The 15,223-nt window shown below is 61.4% G+C and carries 12 protein-coding genes and 1 tRNA gene; 11 read left to right on the forward strand and 2 right to left on the reverse strand.

Annotated features, from left to right (window positions below):
* Positions 1-215 precede the first annotated feature (215 nt).
* The 6 genes from Q0U90_RS05670 to Q0U90_RS05695 all read left to right on the forward strand — a co-directional run bounded on the left by Q0U90_RS05670 (position 216) and on the right by Q0U90_RS05695 (position 7,360).
* The gene (locus tag Q0U90_RS05670; protein WP_297452482.1) at positions 216-1,598 is read left to right on the forward strand and encodes an adenosylmethionine--8-amino-7-oxononanoate transaminase; all 1,383 of its coding nucleotides are present in this window, start codon (positions 216-218) and stop codon (positions 1,596-1,598) included.
* A gap of 99 nt (positions 1,599-1,697) precedes the next feature.
* The gene (gene bioD, locus Q0U90_RS05675) at positions 1,698-2,387 is read left to right on the forward strand and encodes a dethiobiotin synthase (RefSeq protein ID WP_297452483.1); all 690 of its coding nucleotides are present in this window, start codon (positions 1,698-1,700) and stop codon (positions 2,385-2,387) included.
* 381 nt (positions 2,388-2,768) lie between these two features.
* Positions 2,769-3,620, forward strand: coding sequence for a pseudouridine synthase (locus Q0U90_RS05680; protein ID WP_297452522.1), 852 nt, complete (start codon positions 2,769-2,771; stop codon positions 3,618-3,620).
* 66 nt (positions 3,621-3,686) lie between these two features.
* Complete coding sequence (gene der / locus Q0U90_RS05685) at positions 3,687-6,023, forward strand: bifunctional cytidylate kinase/GTPase Der (RefSeq protein ID WP_297452484.1); 2,337 nt, start codon at positions 3,687-3,689, stop codon at positions 6,021-6,023.
* 139 nt (positions 6,024-6,162) lie between these two features.
* On the forward strand, positions 6,163-7,200 hold the full coding sequence (locus Q0U90_RS05690; protein WP_297452485.1) for a PASTA domain-containing protein: 1,038 nt from the start codon (positions 6,163-6,165) through the stop codon (positions 7,198-7,200).
* Between the two features lie 86 nt (positions 7,201-7,286).
* Positions 7,287-7,360 (forward strand) — tRNA-Pro (locus Q0U90_RS05695).
* Between the two features lie 70 nt (positions 7,361-7,430).
* Here Q0U90_RS05695 and rraA read toward each other — a convergent pair.
* The gene (gene rraA, locus Q0U90_RS05700) at positions 7,431-7,904 is read right to left on the reverse strand and encodes a ribonuclease E activity regulator RraA (RefSeq protein ID WP_297452486.1); all 474 of its coding nucleotides are present in this window, start codon (positions 7,902-7,904) and stop codon (positions 7,431-7,433) included.
* 203 nt (positions 7,905-8,107) lie between these two features.
* Here rraA and secA2 point away from each other — a divergent pair, with 203 nt between their 5' ends.
* The 5 genes from secA2 (at position 8,108) to Q0U90_RS05725 (ending at position 13,399) form a co-directional block, all read left to right on the forward strand.
* Positions 8,108-10,387 carry an accessory Sec system translocase SecA2 gene (secA2, locus tag Q0U90_RS05705; protein ID WP_297452487.1) on the forward strand — a complete coding sequence of 760 codons (2,280 nt, stop codon included), beginning with the start codon at positions 8,108-8,110 and terminating at the stop codon, positions 10,385-10,387.
* 249 nt (positions 10,388-10,636) lie between these two features.
* Entirely contained in the window at positions 10,637-11,062 is a 426-nt protein-coding gene (gene odhI / locus Q0U90_RS05710) for an oxoglutarate dehydrogenase inhibitor Odhl (RefSeq protein WP_005511304.1), read from the forward strand.
* A gap of 71 nt (positions 11,063-11,133) precedes the next feature.
* Positions 11,134-11,892: a MerR family transcriptional regulator gene (locus Q0U90_RS05715; RefSeq protein ID WP_297452488.1), complete on the forward strand. Its 759-nt coding sequence runs from the start codon at positions 11,134-11,136 to the stop codon at positions 11,890-11,892.
* A 39-nt stretch (positions 11,893-11,931) separates the two neighbouring features.
* On the forward strand, positions 11,932-12,507 hold the full coding sequence (locus tag Q0U90_RS05720; protein WP_297452489.1) for a bifunctional nuclease family protein: 576 nt from the start codon (positions 11,932-11,934) through the stop codon (positions 12,505-12,507).
* 388 nt (positions 12,508-12,895) lie between these two features.
* Positions 12,896-13,399: a MerR family transcriptional regulator gene (locus Q0U90_RS05725; RefSeq protein ID WP_297452523.1), complete on the forward strand. Its 504-nt coding sequence runs from the start codon at positions 12,896-12,898 to the stop codon at positions 13,397-13,399.
* A gap of 120 nt (positions 13,400-13,519) precedes the next feature.
* On the opposite strand, the gene Q0U90_RS05730 is transcribed toward Q0U90_RS05725, so the two are convergent.
* On the reverse strand, positions 13,520-15,139 hold the full coding sequence (locus Q0U90_RS05730) for a hypothetical protein (protein WP_297452490.1): 1,620 nt from the start codon (positions 15,137-15,139) through the stop codon (positions 13,520-13,522).
* Positions 15,140-15,223 lie beyond the last annotated feature (84 nt).

Here is a 15,223-nt window from a genome sequence, read left to right on the forward strand (position 1 = left end):
ACCTCCACAGCTGCCACGAGGTGACGTAGCTGTCGTAAAGTCGCCGAAGCTCGCTGAGGGGCGCCGAGGCTCGCCGGGCTCGCTGAGGGGCGCCGAGGCTCGCCGGGCTCGCTGGAAGCCCCTAGGAAGTCCTAGCCAAGCACCGACTCAGTCCCAAACACCAACCCCGAACGGTGTTCAAGTCTGGCGCTGTACAGGTACTATGCTTGAGTATCATGACAGCCTCGGAAACCACCCCGCCGCAAACCCAGCAGCACGCCCAGCCACCTTCACAAGCGGCAACCCAGTCGCCCACACAGCCGCCTGCACCAGCATCTGCCGCCGACCTCGCAGGCTTCGACGCCGACCACATCTGGCACCCATACGGCCCCATCCCGTCACCGGTCGCGCCCAAACTGGTCGAATCCGCAGAGGGCGTCTACCTCCACCTGGCTGACGGCCGCACCCTCATCGACGGCATGAGCAGCTGGTGGGCCGCCTGCCACGGCCACTCGCACCCGAAGCTGGTCGCAGCTGCGAAGAAGCAGGCCACCACGATGTCGCACGTCATGTTCGGCGGCCTCACACACCGCCCGGCCATTGAACTGACGGAGAAGCTCTTGAAGCTCGCGGGCCCCGGCTTCGATGCCATCTTCTACTCGGACTCGGGCTCGGTCTCCGTGGAGGTCGCCATCAAAATGGCGTTGCAGTATCAGCAGGCCAAAGGCCATCCCGAGCGCACCCGCCTGGCCACCTGGCGCGGTGGCTATCACGGCGACACCCGCGCGCCCATGACCGTCTGCGACCCCGAGGGCGGCATGCATTCGCTGTGGACGGGGCAGTGGACTCCGCAGGTCTTTGCCGACAAACCACCCGTCCGCGGCGCAACCGAAGAGGAACGCGCACGCTATCTCGCGCACTTCGATTCGCTTATCGACGACTCCGTCGCCGGCATCATCATTGAACCGGTAGTCCAAGGCGCTGGTGGCATGCGGTTCCATGACCACGAGCTGCTTGTGGGACTCCGGAAGCTGTGTGACAAGCATGGGATTCTTCTCATCGCGGATGAGATTGCCACCGGCTTCGGCCGTGCTGGGGACCTCTTCACGACGCAGGCGGCCGGGATTGTGCCGGACATTATGTGTGTCGGTAAGGCGCTGACCGGTGGCTTTATGAGCTTCGCAGCCACCCTCACGACCGCCGACGTGGCCCGCACCATTTCCAGTGGCGCAGGCGGAGGCATCATGCACGGCCCCACCTTCATGGGCAACCCCTTGGCCTGTGCGGTGGCGTGTGCGCAGCTCGACCTGATTGCAGAAGAGCAGTGGCGTGAGGATGTCCCGCGCATCGAGTCCCGACTCCGCAACCAGCTCCAGCCCCTAGCCAGCAGCGATGCCGTAGCCGATGTTCGTGTTCTCGGCGCTATCGGTGTCGTGGAGATGCAGCGCCCGGTGGACATGGGGCTGGCCACCACAGCGGCTGTTGATGCCGGGGTGTGGCTGCGGCCATTCGGCAAGTTGGTCTACACGATGCCTCCGTACATCAGCACCGATTACGAGGTCGACCGCATCTGCGAGGCCATCGCTGCCGTCGTTGCGGCGGAGGAAAAACGTAGGTAACGCTGCGGAGCAGAGCAACGCTGCGGAGCAGAGCAACACAACAAGCACACCACCACAGCCCACACACCACCACAACGACCAAAAGGAGCACCAACCACCATGAGCATCGTCCTTGTCACCGGCACCGGCACCGATATTGGAAAGACCATCGGCACAGCAGCCCTGGCGGCGGCACTTCGCGAGGCGGGTAAGGAGGTGCACGTCGTCAAGCCGATTCAGACCGGTTTTCCGGGACCAAACGGCGGCGATCTGGACACTGTCGCCGAACTGACGGGGATTGACAACCTGCATGGTTTCGAGCGATACCCCGAGCCGATGGCACCGGTGGCGGCGGCGCAGCGTGCGGGTATGCGCCTGCCGGAGGCCACGGAGATAGCGGAGAAGATCAAGCTTATTGACGGGCCGAACCGCGTTGTCCTCGTGGAGGGCGCGGGCGGGCTGCTAGTGAGGCTCGGCGAGGACTGGGCGCTGCCGGAGCTGGCGGGATTGCTGCAGGGAAGTCAGATGGTGGTCGTGACGCGGTTGGATCTGGGGTGCCTGAACGAGGCGGAGCTCACTGTGGAGGTGGCGCGTGGCCGTGGGGTCAATGTCACGGCGTTGGTCGGTGGTTCGCTGCCGACAGAGAACGATCCAATTATCGAGACCAACCTGGAAGAATTGCCGCGCATCACCGGGGTGCCGCTGCTGGGTTCGGTGCAGGCGGGAGCGGGCAGGTTGGGTCGGCAGGAGTTTGTGGCGAAAGCTTCGCAGTGGCTGCCGGGCGTGCGTGAGTGGGCCGCCGGGCTTTAAGGCAGCTCCGGCTTTAAGGCAGCTCCGGCTTTAAGGCAGCTCCGGCGGAGAGGCCGCGCGGGACGTCGTTAAGCTGGTGTTTTGCGAAAAACGTGCTAAGGTGGCTAGTCGACAAGGCGCGAGGCTTTCTCTGTAATTCTCTTTAGTAACCTGCTTCCACCGGCCGTTTTGGGCCCACGGGGGAGAGAACAGCGTCGCCTGGCGCTGAAGTTCTAGCAAACAGAACAATCTCCAACGCTTGAAAAGGATGTAGGTCAAGTGGCTAAACCCGCTCGCCGAGAAGGCACACCGGCACACAAGAACCGTAAGAATCACTCCAACCGCGCACACGGCTCGACTAATGCCCAGCGCAATCGCAGCCGTCGTGACAGCGGTGCGAAGATGGAAACCTCCAACGTCCACGCGAAGGACATCTACGTATCCAATGCCCGCCCGGCGCGCCACCAGCACGTCGACACAGACCGCCGCGGTGCGGGCAAGCGTGCTCACAGCCAGGCAGGCGAGGGCGTGCGACTGCAGAAGGTGCTGGCACAGGCAGGCGTGGCGTCGCGTCGTATGGCAGAAAAGCTTATCGACGAAGGCCGCGTCGAGGTCGACGGCAAAATCGTGACGCGACAGGGCGTGCGGGTGGACCCGAACACGTCTGTGATTCGCGTCGATGGTTCCCGCGTCATCGTCAATGAGGACATGCAGTACTTCGTCCTGAACAAGCCGCGTGGTGTGCAGTCGACCATGCATGATGACATGGGCCGCCCGTGTGTGGGCGACATCATCGGTGAGAAAATCAGCGCTGGTCAGCGTCTCTTCCACGTTGGTCGTCTGGATGCGGCCACCGAGGGGCTGCTGCTGCTGACCAACGACGGTGAGCTGGCCAACCGACTGATGCACCCGAGCTACGAGGTCACCAAGACCTACATGGCCACCGTCGTCGGCGAGGTCGACGCCAAGGTCATGCGCGAGCTGGAAAAGGGCATTGAGCTCGATGACGGCATCGCCAAGGCGGACATGGCGCAGGTCATTGATGTCTGGCAGGGCCGCTCTATCGTCCGTATTGAGCTGCACGAGGGCCGCAAGCACATCGTGCGCCGAATGCTCAAGACCGCCGGCTTCCCCGTCGAGCGCCTGGTGCGCACTAAGATTCACACTGTCCAACTGGGCGAGCAGACCCCGGGAGCGCTGCGCGCACTCAACCGCGCTGAGCTGACCTCCCTCTACAACGCGGTGGGGCTGTAAATGGCACTAGTGAAAAAGAACGAAGAAAACCGCGCAGCCGAACAACACGGAGCTGAAGGAGCCCACATGAGCGAGCAGAACACTGACGACATGCTGTTGGTTGCCATTGATGGCCCCTCCGGCACTGGCAAGTCGACTGTCTCCCGGATGGTCGCAACCGAGCTGGGTGCAAAGTACCTGGACACCGGCGCAATGTACCGCGTGGCCACCCTGTGGGTGCTGCGCCAGGGCATCGACCCGACCGATGAGGAAGCCGTGGCCAAGGCGACGGCCGCGCTGCCGCTGGAAGTCTCCGATGACCCGAATTCCACTGCGGTCCTCCTCGACGGCGAGGATGTCTCTGGCGAGATCCGCGGCCCGGAGGTGACCCGCAACGTGTCGGCTGTCTCCGCGATTCCGGCCGTGCGTACCAACCTGGTCGCGCTCCAGCGCTCGCTGGCCGCATCGGCGGTGCGCTGCGTGGTGGAGGGCCGCGACATCGGCACGGTGGTGCTCCCGGATGTCCCGGCGAAGATTTTCATGACCGCCTCCGCTGAGGTGCGCGCCCGCCGCCGCTACGATCAGGACATTGCTGCTGGTCGTGAGGCTGACTACGACACTGTGCTTGCCGACGTCATCCGCCGCGACGAACTCGACAGCAACCGTGCGACCTCTCCGCTGAAGCCAGCCGAGGATGCGTTCATTCTGGACACCTCCGAGATGGACATCGACGAGGTCGTGGAAAACGTCCTCGATGTCGTGGAGGCCGGCTACCCGGGGTCCACCATGGACTGGGACGAGGTCGACAACGAAGAGTTCGAGGGCTCCTACGAGAACTCCAAAGACTACGAAGACGCTGACGGCGCCGAAGACTCCGAGGACGACACCGCCGGACACCTGGTCGCAAACGTGGAGACCAAAAACGCGCCGGGCACAGCCAGCAGCCACACCAGCGCAGACGAGTTCATCGACCGCACGATTGCCGACCACGAGACGATCATCTCCGAGGCCATCGAGCGCGCCGAAACCGGCCAGATTGACGATGATGCCGACTGGGAAGAGCTGGAAAACGCCTTCGCAGCACTTGGTGTAAACGACGAAGAGGAAGAAGCCCTTCCGACCGTGGCCATTGTGGGACGACCGAATGTAGGTAAGTCCACCATGGTTAACAGGTTCATTGGCCGTCGTGAAGCAGTTGTCGAAGACTTCCCGGGCGTGACCCGTGACCGCATCTCCTACCTGGGAGAATGGGGCGGACGTCGCTTCTGGGTGCAGGACACCGGCGGCTGGGATCCGGATGCGAAGGGTATGCACGCGGCGATTGCTCGTCAGGCGGAGACCGCCATGGAGACCGCCGATGTGATTGTCATGGTCGTCGACACCACCGTCGGAATCACCGCCACGGAAGAGGTCATGGCCCGCCGCCTGCAGCGCGCAGAGCAGCCGGTTATTCTCGCCGCCAACAAGTTTGAGTCGGATTCGCAGCTTGGCGACGTCGCGGAGTTCTGGGCCCTCGGGCTCGGCGAGCCGCACCCAACCTCGGCCCTCCACGGCCGAGGCAATGCCGATGTGATGGACGAAGTCGTGGCCGCCTTCCCGGAGGTGCCGCGTGCGAAGTCGCTGCCGACCGGGCCGCGTCGCGTGGCGCTGGTGGGCAAGCCGAATGTGGGCAAGTCCTCGCTGCTGAACAAGCTCTCCGGTGAAGACCGCGCAGTGGTCAGCGACGTGGCTGGTACCACGGTTGACCCGGTGGACTCGCTGGTGCAGATGGACGAGGCGCTGTGGCGTTTCGTGGATACCGCAGGTATCCGCAAGAAGACCAAGACCGCCAAGGGCCACGAGTTCTACGCTTCGCTGCGTACCCGTTCAACCATCGATAACGCCGAAGTCGTGATTTTCCTGGTTGATGCCTCCGAGCAGATTACAGAGCAGGATCAGCGCGTGCTGCGCATGATTCTCGACTCCGGTCGTGCACTCGTGGTGGCCTACAACAAGTGGGACCTCATGGATGAGGACCGCCGCGATCTTCTCGAACGCGAGATTGAAGAACAGCTTTCGCACGTGCCGTGGGCCCGTCGTGTGAACATCTCCGCTAAGACCGGCCGTGCTGTGCAGAAGCTGGAGCCGGCAATGCTGGAGGCTGTGGAGTCGTGGGATAAGCGCATCTCCACCGGTCGCCTGAACACCTGGCTGCGCGCGATCATGCAGCAGAACCCACCACCACTGCGTGGTGGTCGCCAGCCGCGCGTGCTGTTCGCCACCCAGGCATCCTCGCGCCCGCCGGTGATTGTGCTGTTCACGACCGGCTTCCTGGAGCACGGCTACCGTCGCTTCCTGGAGCGCAAGCTGCGTGAAGAATTCGGTTTCGAGGGCTCGCCGGTGCGCATCGCGGTGCGTGTCCGCGAGAAGAAGAAGCGTCGCTAGACACTCCTAGCTGCGCTAGTTGCGCAAGTTGAGCCGAGAAAAGCCGAGAAAAGCCCAAAATGTGATTTAGCAGATTGCATTTTGGGCTTTTCGTTGGCAATTTGGAGTCTTAAGAAATTAGCGATAAGGAGAACTGACTATGGTCAGGCGCGGCGATAACCGGGACGGTGCTCAGCACGACGGTCGGGACAATAGCTATGGGCGCGAACCTTTTAGCCCTTATGGTGACGACTCCGCTACTCACTACATTCCACGCGATGGCGGGCGACGTGACGGCCGTGGCTACAACCCAGATAGCGACTTCGCGGGTGAGCAGCCGACCGAGTACTTCGGCAACGATGCCTCCGAGACGCAGTACCTACAGCGCGACAACCAAACACGATTCGATGACTCGCGTGGTACAGGTGCTGGCCCGGGTAACGAGACTGCTTATGGGCTTGGCTATGGCTCCGGCTATGGCTATGGATCTGGCCAGGGCAGTGGCGCGCAGGGAAGTGGCCAGTACTGGGCACCGCTTTCGGAGGAAGAGCGAGGCTATGGTCAGGCCGGCCAGCAACCATACCAAGGTCAGCAGTACGCTGCCGGCGCAGGTGGTTACGGCGCAGGCGGTTACGACGACCCGAACAACTTTGACAACCGAAGCAGCGACAACCGCAACACTGATGACTCTAAGAAGGGCTGGGGCAAGTCCGTGGCCATTGTGGCCATCGCTGCGATTGTTGCCGTCGTCGCGCTGGTAGCCCTGGTCCTTTCCTTCAACTCGGGCACCAAGGACGATGCGGGGGAACAGACGCAGGAGACGTCGTCAAGCCCGACGACTACGACGGACGAGACGACGACCAGTCCGTTGGAGAGCATTGATCCGTCCGGCACGGTCGATGATGCGCGGCAGCGTCTGGAGAAGGAACTGGAAAACCTGCGCCAAACGCCACCGCCGATTCCGGGACCAGGCCAGGGTGGCGATACGCCAACTATCCCGGACAATGTTGTGGGCAAGAGCCCGGCTGCCGTTGAAATTGAGCTGCGCACGAGCGGCTACCAGAACATCACCGTCGTCGATGCTGAGGGTAACCAGACCAGCTCAGTGGCCGCGCTGTTGGGCAAGGTCGCCTCGATTGACCCGCCGGAGGGACAAGAGGCTGATACCTCCACTCCTGTGACTATCTACCTGCAGTAACGCGGCAGGCGGGGCGGAGGCCTGGGGCGATTTCCGCCTTCAAACACCAATGGTGTAACCTATAGCTCGTTGCACTTTGGTGCACGCGGGCTGTAGCGCAGCTTGGTAGCGCACCTCACTGGGGGTGAGGGGGTCGTCGGTTCAAATCCGGTCAGCCCGACAACAAAAGTAGCCGCCGTCTTCTGGGAATTCCCGGGAGGCGGCGGTTGTGTCTACGGTGTATTTTGCCGTTAGCGCACGACGATGCCGTCGGAGTCAGCGTAGAGGGTCTCGCCTGGCACGAAGTCAATGCCACCGAAGGAGACAACGACATCGCGCTCGCCCTCACCGGTCTTGGTGGACTTGCGCGGGTTGGTACCCAGAGCCTTGCAGCCGAAGTCCATCTCTCCAATCAGCTTGGAGTCGCGGATCGCGCCGTTGACGACCACGCCAGCCCAGCCATTGTCCTTGCCGAGCCCCGCAATAACGTCACCGACCAGCGCAGTGTGGACGGAAGCGTCACCATCGATGACGAGCACGCCGCCCTCAGACGGCTCGGAGAGAACCTTCTTCAGCAGTGCGTTGTCCTGGAAGCACTTGACCGTGGAGATCGTGCCGCAGAACTCCAGGCGACCGCCGAGGTTGCGCATCTGCGTATCGCAGGAACGCACGTCCGGGCCGATTTCGTCTACCAAGTCAGCAGTGGGGATGAATTCGATTGCCATAGGGATTTAAATCCTTCCGAAGGTTCTCAAAAGAAAATGCTCACAACAAGTGTTAACACCATTGTTTCAAACTCAAGATGTGACTAAAGACATATGGTGCAAATTCGCTGGCAGCGATTGGTGCTCCGCAGGCCGGTCCAGATTGATTACTCTGGTGAGTCAGAACGCGCCGACAACCACACGTGCGCAGGAAAGGGGAGAAGATGGCTGGGTTTAATTGGTTTTGGAAGGCTCTCGGCGGCAAGCAGGGGCGCAACCAAAAACGCAGCGTAGGGCTGGTGGCACGCGCCGCTGAGCTGGAACCGCAGGTACAAGCGCTTTCCGACGCCGACCTCGCCGACTTCGCCCGCCAACACGCAACTGATGCCCCGGAGCTTTTAGCCGCGCTCCGCGAAGTCTCCCAGCGCACCCTGTCCATGCGCCCTTTCGATGTGCAGCTCCAAGGCGCACTGGCGCTCATGGAGGGTGACGTCATCCAGATGGCCACCGGTGAGGGCAAGACTCTCTCAGGTGCCCTGGCCGCAGCCGGGTTCGCCCTGCGCGACCACCGCGTGCACTCCGTGACCGTCAATGACTACCTCGCAGGCCGCGACGCGCAGTGGATGCAACCGCTGTTCGGGTTCCTTGGACTCTCGGTAGCGGCTATTTCTCCGCAGGATGGTCCGGGGGAGCGTCGTAAAGCATATGCGGCGGACATCGTCTACGCCGCTGTCAACGAGCTCGGCTTCGATGTCCTGCGCGACCGCTGTGCACCGACCATCGAAGAGCGCGTGCAGTCGCCAGCTGACGTCGCCATCATTGACGAGGCCGACTCCGTGTTGGTCGATGAAGCGCTGGTCCCACTCGTGCTCGCCGGCAATGAGCCTGGCGCCGCACCGACCGGACAGATCACCGACGTGGTGCGCCGCCTGCAACTCGGCGACGACTACACCGTGGACGAAGGCCGCCGCAATGTCTTCCTCACCGACACTGGTGCCGCACGCGTCGAAAGGCTGCTCGGCATCCCCTCGCTGTACGACGCCGAACACGTCGGCACCACCCTGGTGCAAGTCAATGTCGCACTGCACGCCCACGAACTGCTGCAGCGCGATGTCGACTACATCGTGCGCGACGGCAAGGTACAGCTGATTGATGCCTCACGTGGGCGAGTGGCGGAACTGCAGCGCTGGCCGGACGGTCTGCAGGCGGCGGTGGAAGCCAAGGAGGGCCTGCAAGTCTCCGAGGGCGGCCGCATCCTGGACTCCATGACCATCCAGCAACTCATCGGCCGCTACGACATCACCTGCGGCATGACCGGCACCGCTACCTCCGCAGGTGACCAGTTCCGCGAGTTCTACGGGCTCCACGTCTCCGTCATCGAGCCCAACGTCCCGTGCATCCGCGACGACGAGCCCGACCGCATCTATGCCACCTCCGACGACGCATTCGCCGCGCTTGTCGACGAGGTCGTGGAACTCAATGGCACAGGTCGACCAATACTCGTAGGCACCCGTGACGTGGCCGAATCGGAACGTTTGGCCGATGCGCTGGTTCTGCGCGGCATCGAATCCTCGGTGCTCAATGCGAAGAACGACGAGCTGGAGGCCGAAGTAATTGCCGATGCCGGCGATATTGGCTGCGTTACTGTGTCTACCCAGATGGCCGGACGCGGTACCGACATCCGCCTCGGCGGAGCAGATGAATCCAACCGCGATGCCGTGGTTGAGCGTGGTGGACTCTGCGTCATTGGCCTGGGCAAGCATCGCACTGACAGGCTGGACAACCAGCTGCGTGGCCGCGCCGGGCGCCAGGGCGATCCGGGCTCCTCGGTGTTCTTTGTCTCCCTGGATGATCCGGTGATTTCCGAGGGCGCTGCCGGCGAGACGCTGAGCGTGATGCCCGAGGAGGATGGCCGGGTGCGCGATAAGAGGGCCTACCAGTTCATCGATCGCGCGCAGCGAGTAACTGAGGCGACCATGCTGTCGATTCATGCGACGACCTGGAAGTACAACAAGCTGATCGGCGACCAGCGCGAGATTCTGGATGAGCGCCGCGAGAAGCTGCTGACTACCGCCGCTGCCTGGGAAGAACTTTCCAAGCAGGCATCAGCGCGGGCGAAGGAAGTCGAAGCCGCAGTCGGGCGCGAGGTCGCCGAGGAGGCTGCCCGAGAAATTATGCTGAGCCACTTGGACCGCGGGTGGTCGGACCACCTGGCGGATCTGGATGACCTGCGAGAGTCGATTCACCTGCGCGCGCTGGCTAAGGAAAGCCCGATTGATGAATTCCACCGCGCCGCCATCGGTGCCTTCAAGAATCTGGTGAACAATGCGGTTACCGAGTCGGTACAGACCTTCCAGGAGGTCGAAATTGACAGTGACGGTGCGCACTTGGAGGACACGGGACTTGCTCGCCCGAGCTCGACGTGGACTTACATGGTTAACGACAACCCGTTGAGCAATGGTGGCGGCTCCGTCGTCGGCTCGATCGCGGCGATGTTTAAGTAAACGGTTTAAGTAAACGACAACCATCCGTTAGTAACAATCTGAAAATATTTTTCAGGTGATTGGCTTAGGTACACCCACGGAGAAAGGCCCCAAAGGTCGGTATTTACGCATATCAATCATGTTGTACACACCCCGCTGGTGAGTTGCGTCACGACAGAGTTGGGATTGGATAGCAACACGGAAGCGGTCGGGGCGCTATTATCTAAAAAGTAACGAGTAAATCGCCCAAGGTTATCCGGAGGGAAAGATATGACTAGCAATAGCGGCCAGCCAGAGGCATCGGTCGAGACCACCTCGGTCTTCCGTGCAGATTTGCTGAAGGAAATGGAGTCCAGCTCTAACACCGACTCCACGGTCTCCGGTGTTGAAGGACTTCCGGCAGGCTCGGCACTCCTGGTCGTCAAGCGGGGACCAAACGCAGGTTCGCGTTTCTTGCTCGATCAGGCAGTTACCACCGCTGGTCGTCACCCGGACAGCGACATCTTCCTCGATGATGTGACTGTCTCTCGTCGTCACGCAGAGTTCCGCAAGAACGGTGACTCCTACGAGGTTGTCGACGTGGGATCGCTGAACGGCACCTACGTTAACCGCGAGCCGAAGAACTCCGCGGTTCTGGCTAATGGCGACGAGGTCCAGGTTGGTAAGTTCCGCCTCGTCTTCCTTATCGGTAACTAATTCGGCATCGGTTACTGTCGGCACCTGTCGGCATTAACCCCCTTATTTTTGTAAAGGCTCGGAAAAGACCAGTGGCAGCAGTACACAAATCAGCGGTTTCGCAGCCGGCTTCGTCGGGAAGCGGTGCGAAGCAGGCACGCTCGACGGGTAAGAAAAAGACCATCGGTGCTGTGCTGAAGGAAGTCAAGGTTGAGTTTCCTGATGTGACGCTGTCTAAGATTCGTTTCCTCGAGTCGGAGGGGCTGCTGTGCCCGTCGCGTAGCTCCTCGGGCTATCGCCGCTACAGCCAGGCGGACATCGACCGCCTGCGCTACATTCTGACTGTCCAGCGCGATAATTACTTGCCGCTGAAGGTCATCAAGGAACAGCTCGACGAAATCGATGCGGGCAATGCGGGCGGCGACGGTCTGGCTTCGGTCACCCCGCTGGTCACAGCAGATCAGTTCCGCGAAGCCGCGGTGGTGTCGCTGACGCAGGCCGAGCTGGCTGAGCGCACGGGTGCCAGCGAGAAGTTCATCACTGAATTGGTTCGCGTCGGTCTGATTACTCCCGACACGCTGAACATGTTCGATGGTGATGACCTGCTGATTACGGAAACGGCGGTCAAGCTTTCGGAGTTTGGGCTGGATGCCCGTCACCTCAAGACCGTGCGCACTGCTGCGGCTCGTGAGGCGGATCTGGTGTCGTTGGCGGCTAGCCCACTGAGTAAGTCACGGGCAGCTAGCGGCAAGCAGAAGGCTGTAGAGATGGGTCGTGAGATGACCGCGCTGATGGTCACGCTGCACGGCACTCTGGTCAAGCGTCAGGTGAATAAGGACCTGGGGAAGTAGCCTCGACTGTAGTCGCGGCTCGCTACAATTGACGCTGTTATGGACGAAAAACTCGTAGAAGTCAAGTTTCTAGACTGGATGGCGCATCCTCCTGAGGATGACCCGGTACTCCTCCTGCACGCCGAAGAGACCAATCGGATTATCCCGATTTGGATTGATCTGGCGACGGCGACGGAGTACTCCGCCCGTGAGACCGGTGCTACGCAGCGCCGCCCGGGGATGCATGAGGTCTTCGTCGATACGCTGGATATGGTGGGGCAGAGCGCCCTGCGCGGTCAGATTACGGGCGTGCACGAGGGTGTTTTCATCGCCAGTCTGGTCCTTGAAGGCGGTACAGAGATTGATATGCGCCCCTCCGACCTCATTCTTATCGCCAGTGAGCTAGAAGTCCCGCTGTATGTTGCGCGCGATGTGCTCGACGCCACGTCGGTATCGGCGCGCCTTGTCGCTACCAATGGCGGTTCGCTTGCCGACGACGCTGAGACCGACTCGGTCGAGGCATCGGTGGAGGAGTTCGCGGAATTCCTCGACAGCATTGACGCTGACTACTTTGCGGAACCACATGGTGATGCGGAGGAGAATGGCCCGGATTCGGACTCCGATAACGACAGTTAAAGATGTGACTTAAGTGATCTCCTGGCAACTTTTGGGGAAGTTGTGGCGCTTATTTTCACTTGCGTGTCGCCAAATAGCCCCATAAAAGGGGTGATTTTCCGTAAGTTATAGTTTCATCGCGTCCTGCGGTTTTGCCTCCAGGTTGTGCTTGACCTGGGGAAACTATGTGGCCAAACTCTAAACCTCAACTTTAAGTTTAGGGATTCGGCGTGTCGTCTTATGTTGTATTGACACCCGATTAACCTTGGCGAAAGATAAATAACGGCAGTGAAACTACCTCGGGAGAATTTATATGGTCGACAGCAACAGCGGTTCGCTCTTTGGCGACAATGAGCTCCGTGCGTCGGACTCGCATGAGCCACGCGCGGTCCAGGAATCCCTGTTCGACATGGGGCCGGATGAGCAGGTTGGCTATCGCGTACCTATCGCATGTCAGGTAGCCGGCATCTCTTACCGTCAGCTGGACTACTGGGCACGTACCAAGCTGGTCGAGCCTTCCATTCGCACCGCGAAGGGGTCGGGTACCCAGCGCCTGTACTCCTTCCGCGACATCCTCGTTTTGAAGATTGTCCGCGGCCTGCTGGACACTGGCATTTCCCTGCAGAACATCCGCCTGGCTGTCGACCGTCTACGCGACCTCGGTGTCGACGACTTGGCCACGATCACGCTGGTTTCCGATGGCCGTACCGTCTACCAGTGCCGCTCCAACGAAGAAGTCATCGACCTGCTCAACGGTGGCCAGGGTGTGTTCGGCATCGCTGTCCCGGGCATCATGAAGGAGCTAACTGGTACCATCGCTTCCTTCCCCTCCGAGCGCGTTGACGGCACTCAGGAGAACGCCGGCACTGGTATCGACGAGCTGGCTGAGCGTCGCCGCCGCCGCATCTCCTAACAGCTCCTGACAGCTATTAAAACGGTTAGGTAGCGAAAAACCGCCTTCCAGCGCAGGTTCCGATTCTCTCTCCCGAGGTGGAACCAGATGGAAGGCGGTTTTTCGCTACCTAACCTCGACTTACTCCGTGCCGATTGCCGCAGCCAGCTGCGAGGAAAGACCATCGCCGTAATCAGCGGCGATACGCAGGGAGCCATTGGTAATATTGGCTAATTCCTGCAGCTCGGGGCTGGAGCTGTCACCGTCGGGAAGCACAATGACCTCAATCGTTACCGGGCGGTCCGGGCTAATCAGTTCCTTGATCTTCTCAACAGACTCGGCGGCATCTGCGCCCGAAGCATCTCGGCCCGAGGCGAGCACGACAAGACGGTTGGGCTTGTCGGACGAGTATGCGTCGCGGGCGGCCTGGTAGGCGTCGATAAGTGCCGGCCAGAACTGTGGCTCGCCACCGACCGGAAGCTCAGCCAGAGCACCCTTCACAGCGTCCGCACCATTGTTGGCCTCATCATCGGAGGCAGGCAACTCCACGAGACGGTTCACCTCCGGTGCGAGTGCCCACAGGCCGTAGCGGCCACCAGGCGCCGCATCAATAGCGCCGGTCAGAGCAGCGGACAGCGCTCCGGCATCGATGCCCTCGGAGGTGTCGGCGAGCAGGAGAGCAGAGCCCACCACCGTTGCGGGCTGTTGCGCGTCCGGGTTCTCAAGTGCTGGCGGCAGCGCAAAGGAGTCCGTCTGGATCTGCGAGAGCACTCCAAAGTTCTCAGCCACTTCAGGGCTGAAGCTGCTCTCGGCGGCCTCACCGTTGGCACCGTGCTCAGCCGCAAACTTACGGAAGTCCTCTGCCGCGCGAGCAGTATTCTCATCAATCTGACCGCCGGAGCCGAAGGTGACTACCGGTGCGTGCAACTGCGGTGCATCCGCAGGGGAGACCAGCTTCAGGCCCTCGCCAGCCATCTGCAGCATAGGTTGGGTCGCGGCCACGCCGTCGAACTCGGCGACATTCTGGCTGAGCATGGTCAGCAGGGTATTGGAGGTGTAGACCTCGCCCAGGTCAGCGCGTTCGTGAGCGACATCCGGGCCTCCGCCCAGCCGTCCGTTGACCACAGCTGACAGTGCGGCATCGGAGCCACCGGGGGTCGCCACATGCAACCCGGCCAGTTCTTCCCAAGTAGCGTTACTCAGCTGGTCAGCACGGTTAGTTGTAAAAGCCACACCGCTGGTGATCGGGGGCAGCCATACCTTGGGGTCGTTGACCTTTACCTTGTCTGAGTTCTTCGCCTGGTCCACGAAGGAGATGTCGGCCGGAATCCAGACACCCGGAGTCATCAGGTCGGGAGCGGCCCCGGGCGCAGCTGGATCTTCCGCAGCAGGCTCTTCAGCGCCGCCAGGGCCCTCGCCAGCTTCAGCGCCATCGGCCGCAGACAAAGCGTTTACAACCTCCTGCGAGCCCGCGACAGTAATCTGCGGGCGCACGCAGAAGTCCCTCACCACGGGGTTGGACTCGCCATAGTTCTGCACCAGCTTCTGCGCGGAGCCCACTGCCGCAGGGTCGGAGGTCACCACCAGCGTCAGGTCACCCTTCGTGCACCGCGCGCGGTCGGCATCGATAGCCGAATCGTTGGTGTCGCGCAGGTTTACCCAGGCAATAACAGCAGCCACCACAACAATCACGGCCAAGACAGCGATAAAAGGCCCCTTAGCCACCCGATAGTTGTTCTCACCAGAGGCATGTCGTCCCATATCGTTCTAGCCCTTTCTATGCCGAGTGTGCTCGGCACTGTCCACGCAGCAGCGGAGCTCGTCGTAAAGCACAAACGTGCATGT

This window comes from uncultured Corynebacterium sp., assembly GCF_946998835.1.
Classification (GTDB): Bacteria; Actinomycetota; Actinomycetes; order Mycobacteriales; family Mycobacteriaceae; genus Corynebacterium.

What these genes read in the sequence shown, in the direction of transcription:
- Q0U90_RS05670 (WP_297452482.1), top strand. Translation starts at nt 216, where the DNA reads ATGACAGCCTCGGAAACCACCCCGCCGCAAACCCAGCAGCACGCCCAG.
- bioD (WP_297452483.1), top strand. Translation starts at nt 1,698, where the DNA reads ATGAGCATCGTCCTTGTCACCGGCACCGGCACCGATATTGGAAAGACC.
- Q0U90_RS05680 (WP_297452522.1), top strand. Translation starts at nt 2,769, where the DNA reads ATGGAAACCTCCAACGTCCACGCGAAGGACATCTACGTATCCAATGCC.
- der (WP_297452484.1), top strand. Translation starts at nt 3,687, where the DNA reads ATGAGCGAGCAGAACACTGACGACATGCTGTTGGTTGCCATTGATGGC.
- Q0U90_RS05690 (WP_297452485.1), top strand. Translation starts at nt 6,163, where the DNA reads ATGGTCAGGCGCGGCGATAACCGGGACGGTGCTCAGCACGACGGTCGG.
- rraA (WP_297452486.1), bottom strand. Translation starts at nt 7,904, where the DNA reads ATGGCAATCGAATTCATCCCCACTGCTGACTTGGTAGACGAAATCGGC.
- secA2 (WP_297452487.1), top strand. Translation starts at nt 8,108, where the DNA reads ATGGCTGGGTTTAATTGGTTTTGGAAGGCTCTCGGCGGCAAGCAGGGG.
- odhI (WP_005511304.1), top strand. Translation starts at nt 10,637, where the DNA reads ATGACTAGCAATAGCGGCCAGCCAGAGGCATCGGTCGAGACCACCTCG.
- Q0U90_RS05720 (WP_297452489.1), top strand. Translation starts at nt 11,932, where the DNA reads ATGGACGAAAAACTCGTAGAAGTCAAGTTTCTAGACTGGATGGCGCAT.
- Q0U90_RS05725 (WP_297452523.1), top strand. Translation starts at nt 12,896, where the DNA reads ATGGGGCCGGATGAGCAGGTTGGCTATCGCGTACCTATCGCATGTCAG.
- Q0U90_RS05730 (WP_297452490.1), bottom strand. Translation starts at nt 15,139, where the DNA reads ATGGGACGACATGCCTCTGGTGAGAACAACTATCGGGTGGCTAAGGGG.